Source organism: Mitsuaria sp. TWR114 (genome assembly GCF_007997345.1).
In genome coordinates this window covers 1-12,846 of record NZ_VOSR01000100.1, presented here as the reverse complement: position 1 = coordinate 12,846, position 12,846 = coordinate 1, and the positions used below count along the sequence as shown (strand labels likewise).

General features: G+C 70.6%; 11 protein-coding genes and 2 pseudogenes. 12 read left to right on the top strand and 1 reads right to left on the bottom strand.

Features of this window, described 5'->3' with window-relative positions; all coding sequences use genetic code 11:
- The 12 genes and pseudogenes from FUT87_RS05100 to FUT87_RS05045 form a co-directional block, all read left to right on the top strand.
- On the top strand, positions 1-482 hold a 482-nt coding region (locus FUT87_RS05100), incomplete at its 5' end, for a glycosyltransferase (RefSeq protein WP_147240281.1).
- Positions 475-1,683 carry a glycosyltransferase family 2 protein gene (locus tag FUT87_RS05095; protein ID WP_147240280.1) on the top strand — a complete coding sequence of 403 codons (1,209 nt, stop codon included), beginning with the start codon at positions 475-477 and terminating at the stop codon, positions 1,681-1,683. The genes FUT87_RS05100 and FUT87_RS05095, both read left to right, overlap by 8 nt.
- Positions 1,684-1,699: 16 nt before the next feature.
- Positions 1,700-2,521 (top strand): WecB/TagA/CpsF family glycosyltransferase, encoded by an 822-nt coding sequence (locus tag FUT87_RS05090; RefSeq protein WP_147240279.1) that lies wholly within the window; start codon positions 1,700-1,702, stop codon positions 2,519-2,521.
- A gap of 41 nt (positions 2,522-2,562) precedes the next feature.
- Positions 2,563-3,759: an acyltransferase gene (locus FUT87_RS05085; protein ID WP_147240278.1), complete on the top strand. Its 1,197-nt coding sequence runs from the start codon at positions 2,563-2,565 to the stop codon at positions 3,757-3,759.
- A gap of 22 nt (positions 3,760-3,781) precedes the next feature.
- Complete coding sequence (locus tag FUT87_RS05080; protein WP_147240277.1) at positions 3,782-4,669, top strand: hypothetical protein; 888 nt, start codon at positions 3,782-3,784, stop codon at positions 4,667-4,669.
- Positions 4,670-4,702: 33 nt separating this feature from the next.
- Positions 4,703-6,163 (top strand): lipopolysaccharide biosynthesis protein, encoded by a 1,461-nt coding sequence (locus FUT87_RS05075; protein ID WP_147240276.1) that lies wholly within the window; start codon positions 4,703-4,705, stop codon positions 6,161-6,163.
- A 10-nt stretch (positions 6,164-6,173) separates the two neighbouring features.
- A complete protein-coding gene (locus FUT87_RS30365; RefSeq protein ID WP_147240275.1) occupies positions 6,174-6,458 on the top strand; it encodes a glycosyltransferase family 4 protein in 285 nt (94 codons plus the stop codon).
- A gap of 17 nt (positions 6,459-6,475) precedes the next feature.
- Entirely contained in the window at positions 6,476-7,396 is a 921-nt protein-coding gene (locus tag FUT87_RS05065; RefSeq protein WP_147240274.1) for a glycosyltransferase, read from the top strand.
- Positions 7,397-7,420: 24 nt separating this feature from the next.
- Positions 7,421-8,359 carry a hypothetical protein gene (locus tag FUT87_RS05060; protein ID WP_147240273.1) on the top strand — a complete coding sequence of 313 codons (939 nt, stop codon included), beginning with the start codon at positions 7,421-7,423 and terminating at the stop codon, positions 8,357-8,359.
- A 91-nt stretch (positions 8,360-8,450) separates the two neighbouring features.
- Entirely contained in the window at positions 8,451-9,458 is a 1,008-nt protein-coding gene (locus FUT87_RS05055) for an NAD-dependent epimerase (RefSeq protein WP_091721565.1), read from the top strand.
- A 57-nt stretch (positions 9,459-9,515) separates the two neighbouring features.
- Positions 9,516-10,852: pseudogene (locus FUT87_RS05050) on the top strand (UDP-glucose dehydrogenase family protein).
- Positions 10,853-11,174: 322 nt separating this feature from the next.
- Positions 11,175-11,528 (top strand): hypothetical protein, encoded by a 354-nt coding sequence (locus FUT87_RS05045; RefSeq protein ID WP_222617050.1) that lies wholly within the window; start codon positions 11,175-11,177, stop codon positions 11,526-11,528.
- 743 nt (positions 11,529-12,271) lie between these two features.
- On the opposite strand, the pseudogene FUT87_RS30360 reads toward FUT87_RS05045, so the two are convergent.
- Positions 12,272-12,754 (bottom strand): annotated as a pseudogene (locus FUT87_RS30360) (GGDEF domain-containing protein); the annotation flags it as partial.
- Positions 12,755-12,846 lie beyond the last annotated feature (92 nt).

Below are 12,846 nucleotides of genomic sequence, written 5' to 3'. Positions count from 1 at the left end.
CCGCGCTGCTGGCGCGCGAGCGCCCCGACTTCGAGCTGGTGCTGGCCGGCGACGGCGAGCTGCGCGCCGCCATCGAGACCCGCATCGCCGAGCTGAACCTGCAGCGCACGGTGCGCATCACCGGCTGGATCGGCAGCGACCAGGTCCGCGCCGAGCTGATGGCCGCGCGGGCGCTGGTGCTGGCGAGCTTCGCCGAGGGCCTGCCCGTCGTGGCGATGGAGGCGATGGCGCTGGGCCGTCCGGTCGTGAGCACGTCCATCGCCGGCATCCCCGAGTTGATCGTGCCGGGCACGCATGGCTGGCTGGTGCCCGCGGGCGACGCGCCGGCGCTGGCCGAGGCGATGCGCGAGTGCCTGGACTGCGACGACGCACGCCTGCGCCAGATGGCCGAGGCCGCGCGCACCCGCGTGCTCGCCCGCCACGACGTGGACACCGAGGCCTCGCGCCTGCTCCGTCTCTTCAGCGAGTACGCCCATGCTTGACACCGTCCTGGCCGTCGTCAACGGGCTGCTGCTGGCCGGCACCGCGCTGCTGGTGCTGCCCGCGCTGCTGCTGCTGGTCCAGATCGTGCTGGCATTGCGGCAGCCGCCGCCCTTGCCCGCGCAGCCGCGGCCCGCGCGCATCGCGGTGCTGATTCCCGCCCACAACGAGGGCCACGGCGTGCGCGCGACCATCATGCAGACGCTGTCGCAACTGGGGCCCGATGACCGCGTCCTGGTGGTGGCCGACAACTGCAACGACGACACCGCCGCGCAGGCGCGGCTGGTGGGCGCCGAGGTCGTCGAGCGCCACGATGCGGAGCGCCGCGGCAAGGGCTACGCGCTGGACTTCGGCGTGCGACACCTGGAGATGCTGGCGCAGCACGAGGGCCATGCGCCGGACGTCGTCCTGGTGCTGGATGCGGATTGCGTGCTGTCGCCGGGGTTGATCCCGCGCGTGGCCGGCCTGGCGCAGGCGCATGGCCGGCCGGTGCAGGCGAGCTACCTGATGCACGCCCCCACGCCCGGCCTGAAGGCGCGGGTGGCGGAATTCGCGATGCGGGTGAAGAACCTGGCACGCTCGCGCGGCATGTTCCGGCTGGGACTGCCCTGCCAGCTGCTGGGCACGGGCATGGCTTTTCCCTGGGCGGTGGCGCTGCGCGCGCCGCTGGCCAGCGGCCATTTGGCCGAGGACATGCAGCTGGGCGTGCGGCTGGCCCGCGACGGCACGCCGCCGCTGTTCTGCGAGGACGTGCTGGTGACCAGCGTCTTCGCCGCCAGCCAGGAAGGCGAACGCAGCCAGCGCACGCGCTGGGAGCACGGCCATCTCTCGCTGCTGGTGGGCGAGGGCCCGAAGCTGCTGTTGGAGGCGCTGCGGCGCGGCCGCCTCGCGCAGGCGATGCTGGTGATGGACATGCTGGTGCCGCCGCTGGCCTTGCTGGCCGGGCTGCTGGTCGTGGCCACGCTGGCGCAGGCGATCTGGGCGCTGCTGACCGGCTGGGTGGCGGGGCTGGTCGTCGCGCTGCTGGGCGTGGCGGCGCTGCTGGTCGCGATCGTCGCGGCGCGCCATCGCTTCGCCGCCGAGCTGATCGGACTGGGCGAGCTGCTGAAGGCGCCGGTCTACGTGCTGGCCAAGCTGCCCATCTACCTGAGCTTCGTCGTGCGCCGCCAGACCGAATGGGTGCGCACCAAGCGCGATCACTGAGACGCGGCCCCGCACCATGACGGATCTCCACAGTTCCACCTCCCGTACCGCCACCCCAGGCGGTCCGACCTGGATCGACCGCTGGCGCGCGATCCTGGGTGCGCTCACGGTCGTGGCGGATGAACGCGGCGTCGAGGACGAGCTGCTGCGGGCCATGACCGCCGGCGGCCCGGGCGGTGTCGACCGCCCGCGCGTGGTTGCCTTCGTCAACGCGCATGCGATGAACTCGGCGGTGACCGATGCCGGTTTCGCCGATGCCGTGGCGCAGGCCGACTGGGTGCTGCGAGACGGCTCGGGCATGCGCATGCTGATGGACCGGCTGGGCCGCGCGCCCGGCTTGAACCTCAACGGCACCGACCTGATCCCGCGCATCGTCGCGCGTCACGCCGGCCGGCGCATCCTGGTGCTGGGCACGCGCGATCCGCAGCTGTCCGTGGCGGCGGCGCGGATCCGCGACGAGCTCGCGCCCGGCGCCGTGGTCGAGGCGCTGGACGGGTTCCAGGCGCCGGAGGCCTACCTCGCGCTGGCCCGCGCCTTCGCACCCGACCTGGTCGTGCTGGGCATGGGCATGCCCAAGCAGGAGCAGGTCGCGCAGCAACTCCGCCGCGCGCTGGCGCACCCCTGCGTGATCGTGTGCGGCGGCGCCATCCTCGACTTCCTGGGCGGTGGCGCGACGCGCGCGCCGGCCTGGATGCGTCGCCTGGGCATCGAGTGGCTGTACCGCCTGGCGCGCGAGCCGCGCCGGCTGTTCAAGCGCTACGTGCTCGGCAATCCCCTGTTCCTGTCAAGGGCCCGGCGTTATGCCGCGGCCGTCGGCCGGCGGCGCTCGTCAGCCTGACATGCCAGCGATGCCCCTCGCCCGTTCCGGAGGAAATTCCCATGTCCCAGCCTGAGCCGATCGTTCACGCCAATCCCCGCCAGCAGCACGTCATCGCCATCGACCTGGTGCGCTTCCTGGCCGCCGTGCTGGTGCTGTTCTCGCACCTGGCCTTCAGCATCGGCGACCGCCCCGACAGCCGGCCCTACGAGCTCAGCGGCGGCACCTTCGCGCAGCCGCTGATCCCGTGGTTGTCCTTCTACGGCTGGATCGGCGTGCAGGTGTTCTTCGTGATCTCGGGCATCGTGATCGCGTACTCGGCGCGCGGCGCGACGCCCTATGCCTTCCTGCGCAGCCGCGTGGTGCGCCTGGTGCCGGCGGCCTGGGTGTGCTCGACGCTGACGCTGGGGGTGCTGGCCTGGCACTACGGCGGCTTCACCACCGACCTGATGCGGGGTTATCGCCACAGCATGCTGTTCATGCCCTGGTACCCGTGGATCGACAACGTCTTCTGGACGCTGGGCGTGGAGATCTTCTTCTACGCGTCGGTGGGCGTGCTGATCTGGCGCGGCAAGGAACGCGCCATCGGCCGGCTGGCCGCGGCACTGGCCTGGATCTGCCTGGCCTACTGGGCGGCCAACACGCTGGGCCAGACCGGCGCGGTGCCGGCGCTGGCGGTGCTGCACAAGACGCTGCCCTACCTGGTGGAGCGCGTGCTGGAGCTGCTGCTGGTCAAGCACGGCGCGTTCTTCGCCGCCGGCATCTTCATCTGGGCCGTGCTGATCGACGGCCAGAAGCGACCGTCCTGGGCGACGCTGGCCGCGACGCTGGCGGCCTGCGTGGTCCAGATCTTCTGGACCAACGTCGATGCCAACGGCCCGCGCACCAACCCCTGGTGGCCCGCGCTGGCGATCTGGCTGGTCAGCCTGGCCGTGATCTTGCTTGGCATCCGGCACAACGCGGCCTGGCGCTCGAGCAAGTCGCTGGTGAGCCTGCTGCGCGTGCTGGGCTTGATGACCTACCCGCTGTACCTGGTGCACCAGAACATCGGCGCGGTCGCGATGGGGCAGCTGCGCCGCGTGGGCGTGGAGCCCGCGATGGCGCTGGTGATCGCCTCGCTGGCGGTGCTGCTGCTGAGCTGGCTGGTGGTGACCTATGCCGAGCCGGTGGTCAAGCGCTGGGTGGGTGGCGTGATGGACCTGGTCCGCCTGCGCCTGACGGGGGCACGGGCGGCGGCGGCGCCCCGCTCCAAGGGTTGATTCGAGGAGGGGTACTGGCTTCATGGACATCGATCTGCTGATCTCGAAGATTCACCGCAAGCTGGTCTACAAGCTCGCGCCACGGCTGGTGCCGGGGCAGGTGCGTGCGCTGCAGCGGCTCAACGAGACCGCCACCGGGCCGGTCGTCGCGCCGGGCGGCCCGGTCGTGTCGCTCACGACCTACGGCCCGCGCATCGACACCGTCCACCTGACGATCGAGAGCATCGGCCGCGGCCGGCTCAAGCCCTCGCGGCTGATCCTGTGGCTGGACGACGCGGCGCGCTTCAAGGACCTGCCGGAGGGACTGCGACGGCTGAAGGCGCGTGGGCTGGAGGTGCACCTCACCGACAACCTCGGTCCGCACACGAAGTACTACCCCTACGTGGCCTCGCAGGCGCATCACGAAGTGCCGCTGGTCACCGCCGACGACGACATCGTCTATCCGCGCTGGTGGCTGCGTCGCCTGTGGGAGGCCTACCGCGCCGCGCCGGACCAGATCAGCTGCTACCGCGCCCACGTGGTGGCGCTGCAGGACCCGGACGGGACCGCCATCCGCCCATACCGGGAATGGCCGCCGTGCGGCAGCCGGGAGCCGCGCTGGCGCCATTTCGCCACCGGCGTGTCGGGGGTGATCTATCCGCCGCAGTTCCTGGACTTCATGCACGCGCAGGGCGATGCGTTCAAGGCCTGCTGCCCCAAGGCGGACGACATCTGGCTGCACGCGATGGCGCTGCGCGCGGGACTGCGAGTGCGCCAGCTCGGCCGGCTGCCGCGCTACTTCGAGGGGCTGCCCGGCACGCACGACCAGGGGCTGGTGCACTTCAACAGCTTCAACGGCGGCAACGACCGCCAGGTCGCCGCGACCTATGTCGCCGACGACCTGCGCAAGATGGCGCAGGAGCCGGCCTGAGCCGGCCCGCGTCCAGAGATCCGGAACGCGCGCGTGTCCATCCTGCACAACATCAAATGGGCGGCCTTCTCGCAGCTGGCCCGCATCGGCTCGCAGATCGCCAGCGTGACGCTGCTGGCGCGGCTGCTGTCGCCGTCGGACTACGGGCTGCTGGCGATCGCGGCGATCTTCACCAACTTCGCGATGCTGTTCCGCGACTTCGGCACCGGCTCGGCGCTGATCCAGCGCCAGACGCTGACCGAGGGCCTCAAGGCCTCGGTGTTCTGGCTCAACATGGCGCTGGGCGGCCTGATCTGCCTGACCCTGATGGCGGCGTCGCCCGCCGTGGCGCATTTCTACGACGCCCCGACGCTGGTGCCGGTGCTGTGCCTGATGGCGCTGTCCTTCCCGGTGGCGTGCAGCAGCATCGTCCACCAGTCGCTGCTGGAGCGGGCGTCGCAGTTCAAGCGCATCGCCGCGGTGGAGAGCGTCGCCGTGGTGCTGGCGCTGCTGGCCGCGGTCGGCGCCGCGCTGGCCGGCTGGGGCGTGTACGCGCTGGTGGCGCAGACCCTGGTGGCCGCGACGGTGCAGGGCGCGATGCTGTGGGCGATGTCGGACTGGCGGCCCGCGCCGCGGCCGCGCTGGGACGGGCTGAGGGAGATCTCGGGCTACAGCGGCAACGTGTCCGCGTTCCAGTTCGTCAACTACTTCGCCCGCAACGCCGACAGCTTCATCATCGGCAAGGTGCTGGGCTCGGCGGTGCTGGGCCTGTACAGCGTGGCCTACCGGCTGATGCTGTTCCCGGTGCAGAACATCAGCCACGTCGTGGCCCGCGCGGTGTTCCCGCTGCTGACGCAGGCGCACCAGCAGGGCGGTCGCGCGCAGATGGCCGAGGTGTACCTGCGCTCGCTGGGCGTGATCACCTTCGGCACCGCGCCGGTGATGGCCGCGCTCTGGTTCTTCCGCGAGCCGACGGTGGCCGTGGTCTTCGGCGCGAAGTGGGCCGGCGCCGAGGTGCTGCTCGCGTGGCTGGCGCCCACCGGCTTCATCCAGTCGGTGCTGAGCACCTCGGGCAGCGCCTTCCTGGCCACCGGTCAGGCCGGGCTGATGCTGCGCTATGGCGTGATCGGCTCGGTGCTGCAGGTCGCGTCCTTCGCCGCGGGCATCCATTTCGGCGTGGTGGGGCTGACGCAGGCCTACCTGATCGCCACCGTGCTCAACCTGCTGCTGACGATGGCCGCGGTGCTGCGCCTGCTCGAGACCGGCCCGGCGCCGCTGCTGCGGGCGATCGGCTACCAGGTGCTCGCGGCGCTGGCCGCCGGCGTGCTGGTCTGGGGCGGCGACCGCTGGATCTTCGGCCACGCGGCGGCCGTGGGCCGGACCGGCCTGTGGCGCCTGGCCGCGCAGTACGCGCTCTTCGCCGCCTGCTACCTCGGCCTGATGGCCGTCCTCGCGCCGCAGAAGATGGCCTCGGTCAAGGCCATGTTCCGCGGCAAGCTGTCCCGTGCATCCTGAGGCGTCCCCGATGACTTCCCCTGTTCCCGCCACTGCCGATCCGCTCGACGAATCCCGGGCCACCGCCTCGGCCGCCGATGGCGCCATCCTGATGGTGTGCTTCACCTTCCCGCCCGAATTCGGCGGCGCGATCGTGCAGGCGCTGCGCCTGGGCGCCGAACTCCAGACGCGCGGCTGCGAGGTCGCCTTCCTGGCAGACAACGGCGACGCGCCGATGCCGACCTGCGGCACGAGTCCTTCGACCTCTATCGGCGCCGCACCTTCACCGCGGCGCGCTCCAACCTGCGCAAGCTGATCTGGACGCTGCGCATCGTGCTCTTCGCGCTGGCGCACCCCAAGTTCCGCGTCTTCCATTTCCACTCGGTGCAGGGGCCCGAGCTGCTGGCCATGCCGGTGCTGAAGTGGCTGGGTCGCAAGACCATCGTCAAGCTGACGCTGGCCGAGTCCGACGACCCCGCCACGCTGACGCGGCGCCGGCTGATGGGCAAGCTGTACCGCGCCTGTCTGGGCTCGGTGCACCGCTACATCGCGATCTCGCCCAGCCTCAAGCGCATGGCCTGCAGCGTGGGCGTGGCGCCCGAGCGGGTGCTGCTGGTGGCCAACGGCGTGGAGACCGCGCGCTATTACCTGCCCATGCCCGACGAGATCGCGCGCGCGCGCGCCGCGCTGGACATTCCCGAGGGCGTGCCGGTGATGGCGAGCATCGGCGCGGTCGAGCACCGCAAGGGCTACGACCTGCTGATCGCCGCCTTCGAGACCATCCGGCGCGAGCGGCCCGACGCGGTCCTGCTGATCATCGGGCCGGGCAACGAGGACACCAACCCCTTCCACGTCCAGCTGCAGCAGTACATGGCCGAGCGCGGCATCGGTGGCGTGCGTTTCCTGGGGCGGCGCGAGGACATCCACGAGATCCTGCGCGCGGTCGACCTGTTCGCGTTCTGCTCGCGCCAGGAGGGCTTCGGCACCGCCATCGTCGAGGCGATGTGCGCGGGGCTGGCCGTGGCGGTGATGGACATCCCGGAGATCACCGGCTGGATCGTCGGCGAGCGCCCGGACGCGGTGAACACGCCGTCGCGCGATCCGCAGGAGTTCGCGCGGCTGTGCCTGCAGCTGCTGGCGCAGCGCACGCCGGCCTCGTCGGCCGCCCTGGCGGAAAGCGCCGCGCGCGACTTCGGCATGGCCGCCATCGGCAACACCTACGAGGCCCTGTATGCGGAACTGCGCGGGCACTGAAACGATCAACACGGAGCACCCTCGATGAGCGCGGTCACCTTCCGCATCCAGCCCACCGGCAACCTGGGCAACCAGATGATGCAGCTGATGCTCGGGCATTCGCTGCGCTCGCGGATTCCGGAGCTCGACATCGTCGGCTACGACATGCCGCTGTGGTCGCTCAAGGGCGGCGAGGAACCGGCGCCGCGCGCCAAGCCGGTGGAATTGCGCGGCCACCTGATCGACATCGACGGCGTGGCCTCGCTGGTCAAGGCCGGCGTGCTGCGCGACATGAAGCTGGTGGGCATCGGCTCGCGCATGGCCAACTACCTGCCGCCCTCGGCCTACCAGGCGCTGTTCCCGGCGGGCCGGGCCGAGGTCGAGCGCCACGGCGACGACGAGTTGCTCATCAGCGTGCGGGGCGCCGAGATCCTCGGCCAGTGCCACCCGGACTACGGCCCGGTGCCGCCGGCCTATTACCGGCAACTGGCCCGCGAGACCGGCCTGCGTCCGGTGCTGTTCGGCCAGATCGAGGACGACTGGTACTCGCGCCTGCTGATGGAGGCGATGCCCGATGCGCGCGTCGTGCGCAGCCAGGGCGTGCTGGCGGACTTCGAGCGCCTGCGCAGCGCGCGGCACGTCGTCACCAGCGTGAGTTCCTTCGCCTGGCTGGCGACCTGGCTGTCGGACGCGCAGACCATCCACGTGCCGGTGCTGGGCCTGCTCAACCCGGCGCAGCGGCCCGATGTCGACCTGCTGCCGCTGGACGACCCGCGCTATCGCTTCTACCGCTTCCCGGTGCGGCTGTGGAATGGGCAGCAGGAGGACGTCGACGGCCTGAGCCGCGAGGCGCATTACCCGCTGATGACGCGCGACGAGGTCGCCGCGCTGCTGCGCCAGGCGGCCTCGCGCACCCGCGCCGAGCGCCTGGAGGTGGCGGCCAAGACGATGGTCAAGGGCCTGCTGGGACGGTTGCGCGGATGACACCCCCCATGAGCAAGGGACCGGCGTCCGCCCGGCGTGATCCGTCATGGAGAATGGCCGGCATTGCGTTCATCGATTCGCGGGAGTGCGCTTGAAGATCCTCGTCACCGGCGCCGCCGGCTTCATCGGCATGCATGTCAGCCAGATCCTGCTGGCGCGGGGCGACCAGGTGGTCGGCCTGGACAACCTCAACGACTACTACGATCCGCGGCTCAAGCACGACCGGCTGGCGCGCCTGAACGGCCGGCCCGGCTTCGAGTTCGTGCACATGGACGTGGCGGACCGTCAGGGCATCGCCGACCTCTTCGCCAAGCACCGCTTCGATCGCGTCGTGCACCTGGCGGCGCAGGCCGGCGTGCGTTATTCGCTGGTGAACCCGCATGCCTACATCGACGCCAACATCGTCGGCTTCACCAACATCCTCGAGGGCTGCCGCCACACCGGTGTGCAGCACCTGGCCTACGCGTCGAGCTCCAGCGTCTATGGCGGCAACACGCTGATGCCCTTCAGCGAGCACCACGGCGTGGACCACCCGGTCAGCCTGTATGCCGCGACCAAGAAGGCCAACGAGCTGATGGCGCACACCTACAGCCATCTGTTCAAGCTGCCCACGACGGGGCTGCGCTTCTTCACCGTGTACGGCCCCTGGGGCCGGCCCGACATGGCGCTGTTCCTGTTCACCAAGGCCATCCTCGCGAACGAGCCGATCAAGGTCTTCAACCACGGGAAGATGATCCGCGACTTCACCTACATCGACGACATCGCCGAAGGCGTGGTGCGGGTGCTCGACCGCAGCGCCACGCCCGACCCGGCCTACGACCCGGTGAAGGCGGACCCGGCGCGCTCCAACGCGCCGTACCGCGTGTTCAACATCGGCAACCACGCGCCGATCCCGCTGATGGACTTCATCGCGGCGATCGAGCAGGCGGTGGGCCGCGAGGCGATCAAGGAGTTCCTGCCGCTGCAGGATGGCGACGTCCCGGCCACCCACGCGGACGTCGAGGAACTGGCCGAATGGACCGGTTTCCGCCCGGCGATGCCGGTGCCCGAGGGCATCCGGCGTTTCGTCGCCTGGTACCGCGACTACTTCAAGCAATGAGATCCCAGGCGACCGGCGAACCGGTCCGTCCCCGTTGATTCAATCAGGAGTACTGGAATGAAAGTCACGACGATCGGCACCGGCTACGTGGGCCTGGTCACCGGCGCCTGCCTGGCCGAGATGGGCAACCACGTGGTCTGCCTGGATGTGAATGCCGAGAAGATCCGCATCCTCAACGAGGGCGGCATTCCCATCCACGAGCCGGGCCTGGACGCGGTGGTCAAGCGCAACGTCGAGGCCGGCCGGCTGCAGTTCACCACCGACGTCGACGCGGCGGTCAACCACGGCACCATCCTGTTCATCGCGGTGGGCACGCCCCCGGGCGAGGACGGCTCGGCCGACCTGCAGTACGTGCTGGCCGCGGCGCGCTCGATCGGCCAGCGCATGACCGACTACAAGGTGGTCGTGGACAAGAGCACCGTGCCGGTGGGGACCGCGGACAAGGTCCGCGCCGCCATCGCCGAGGAACTGGCCCGGCGCGATGCGACCGTCGGTTTCGCGGTGGTGTCCAACCCCGAGTTCCTGAAGGAAGGCGCGGCGATCGAGGACTTCATGAAGCCCGACCGCATCGTCGTGGGTTCGGACGACGAGCAGGCCACGCTGATGATGCGCGCGCTGTACGCGCCGTTCACCCGCAGCCATGACCGGCTCTTCGTGATGGACGTGCGCAGCGCCGAGTTCACCAAGTACGCCGCCAACGCGATGCTGGCCACGCGCATCAGCTTCATGAACGAGCTGGCGCTGCTGGCGGAGAAGGTCGGCGCGGACATCGAGCTGGTGCGTCGCGGCATCGGCTCGGACCCGCGCATCGGCTACCAGTTCCTGTACGCGGGCGCCGGTTATGGCGGTTCCTGTTTCCCCAAGGACGTCAAGGCGCTGGTGCGCACGGCCGCGAGTACGACCAGGAGCTGAAGGTGCTGAACGCCGTCGAGGAAGCCAACGACCGGCAGAAGCTGGTGCTGGTGGACAAGATCGTGGCGCGATTCGGCCAGGACCTGGCGGGCAAGCGCTTCGCTTTGTGGGGCCTGGCGTTCAAGCCCAACACCGACGACATGCGCGAGGCGCCGTCGCTGGTGATCATCGAGGAGCTGGTCAAGCGCGGCGCGGCCATCGCGGCCTACGACCCGGTGGCGATGAGCGAGGCCAGCAAGCTGCTCGCGCAGGTGCAGGGCGTGAGCTTCTGCGAACGCGCGGAGCATGCGCTGGCGGATTCCGACGCGCTGGTGATCGTGACCGAGTGGAAGGAGTTCCGCACGCCGGACTTCGACCGCATCAAGTCCGAGCTCAAGCAGCCGGTGGTCTTCGACGGTCGCAACCTGTACGAACCGGCGCTGATGTCGACGCTGGGCATCGAGCACCACGCGATCGGCCGCGGCAAGCGCAAGTCGGATTGAGGCGTCGGCGCCGGGGCCTGCGTCCTCGCAACGACAACGCCGCGTCCCGCAAGGGACGCGGCGTTGTCCTTTCAGCCCCTGCGCGTCAGGACGCGCAGACGCTGCCCGTGGCGCGCTGGCGCGGACCAGCGTCGGGCGCAGCGTCGATTCCACGTTGGCGGTGCCGCTGCGGCCCCAGGTCGTGACCTTGAAGCTGGTGCCCGCCGGCCAGGTGAAGTTGAGCACCGCGCCGTCGGCCAGATACCCGGTGTCGTAGACGGTGGCGCCCGTCTGGCGGTCGGCGATGGTCATGCGGAAGGTCGCGCCGCCGGTGCCCGCGACGGTGAGCCGATACGGATCGCCGGCCACCGGCAGCGCCCAGCTCACCGGGTTCATCGCCCGGCCGGTCGCATTGGCCTGCTCGATCAGCGTCGTCGTCGCGGGGAAGACCAGCGCCTGGCGCCAGGTGTCGAACTCGCCGCTGACCGTGCCCTTGGTGCGCCACCAGGCGCCGCGCATCGACAGCAGGTTCATCGCCGTGCTGGTCACGGTGCTGCTGTTCTTGTTGTTGCCGTCGACCCACCAGGCCGCGCTTTCCAGCGGACGCAGCGCGGCGCGAATGGTGTCCAGGTCGGTGGCCGTGCTGCTGCTCCAGCCGTTCTTGTGCAGCTTGAGGTCGGCGCCGATCTCCACGTAGATGACGAAGGGCGTGCCGTGGTTGCGGTCCACGACGTAGGCGCCGTACTTCTTCAGCGTCTCGGCGATCTTGCGCAGCTCCGGCGTGGCCAGCGCCTGCGCGTCGAAGCTGGCCGGCAGCATCAGCAGCGATCCCATCGGGATCTGGCCGCTGTTGGTCGTGGCCGCATTCGAATCCGCCGAGGTGGCCGGGAAGCGGTAGGTCGGGGCGGCGCTCAGGCCGGTGAAGTCCAGCGACATGGCCAGCGCGTGGCTGTAGCTGGCCGCGCCGTCGTTGGCCTCATGGATGCGGATCAGGCCGCCGATCGTCGACACGCCCGCGGCGCGCGCGCCCTGGTAGTAGTGCGACGGGTCGCCCATGCCACGGCCGGCCAGCGGCGTCCAGGCGTACTGGTTGGTCACCCAGGCGCCGTCGACCTGCTTGAGGCCCCAGAACGAATGGATGACCCCGGCGGCGGCGTCGACGATCTCGGCGTGACCATCGCTGCCGGTGGCCGGCTGCGTCTGCGCCGGCCAGTGCGGGATGGTGATGCTGGGACGGTAGACCTCGCTGTCCGGATCCCACACGCCTTGCGTGTTGGTGCCGGTCACGACCATGGGCGCGTCGGTTTCCGACGCCTCGAAGGCGGCGCTCGACCAGGTGCCGCTGTCCACGGACGGGTAATAGGTGGAGGCCGGGATCGTCGCCGACCCCAGCACCGCGCCGACCGCCGCCAGGCACTCGTCGCCCTTGAGGTGGCCCAACTGGTCGTTGTAGGGCTTGAAGGCGTCGACATCCGCCAGCACCAGCGCCAGGGAGGTGCCGGCGCGGCGCGCGCGGCGCCATTCCTCGTCGGCCGCCTCGTTGAAGCGGCGGCGGTTGGGCAGGCCGGTGACGGCGTCGAGGAAGGACAGCTGCTTCAGATGCTCATTGGCCTGGCGCAGTTCCTCGGTGCGCTGGGCCACCAGGCGTTCCATCTCGACCTGGCGGCGGCGCAGCTGGCGCATCCGCAGCATCACGGCGCCGGCGAAGCCCCCGATCGCCGCCAGGCCCACCAGCAGGTGGAACCAGCCGGTCTCGTGGAAGCGCGGCCGCACGGTGACGGGCAGCGGCGCCTGCGCCTCGCGCCAGCGCTGGCCATCCGCCGAGGCGGCCAGCCGCAGCCGGTACTCGCCGTGCGACAGCGCGGGGAAGGTCAGTTCGCGGTCCTGGCCCACGTCGGTCCAGCCGCGCGACAGGCCTTCCATCCAGAAGCGGAAGCGCACCCGGTCGGCCTCGCGCAGCGTGGAGGCGGCCAGGCTCACCGACAACGCCACCGGGCCGGGCGGCAGGTCCAGCG

What these genes read in the sequence shown, in the direction of transcription:
- FUT87_RS30365 (WP_147240275.1), top strand. Translation starts at nt 6,174, where the DNA reads ATGACTTCCCCTGTTCCCGCCACTGCCGATCCGCTCGACGAATCCCGG.
- FUT87_RS05095 (WP_147240280.1), top strand. Translation starts at nt 475, where the DNA reads ATGCTTGACACCGTCCTGGCCGTCGTCAACGGGCTGCTGCTGGCCGGC.
- FUT87_RS05085 (WP_147240278.1), top strand. Translation starts at nt 2,563, where the DNA reads ATGTCCCAGCCTGAGCCGATCGTTCACGCCAATCCCCGCCAGCAGCAC.
- FUT87_RS05060 (WP_147240273.1), top strand. Translation starts at nt 7,421, where the DNA reads ATGAGCGCGGTCACCTTCCGCATCCAGCCCACCGGCAACCTGGGCAAC.
- FUT87_RS05080 (WP_147240277.1), top strand. Translation starts at nt 3,782, where the DNA reads ATGGACATCGATCTGCTGATCTCGAAGATTCACCGCAAGCTGGTCTAC.
- FUT87_RS05090 (WP_147240279.1), top strand. Translation starts at nt 1,700, where the DNA reads ATGACGGATCTCCACAGTTCCACCTCCCGTACCGCCACCCCAGGCGGT.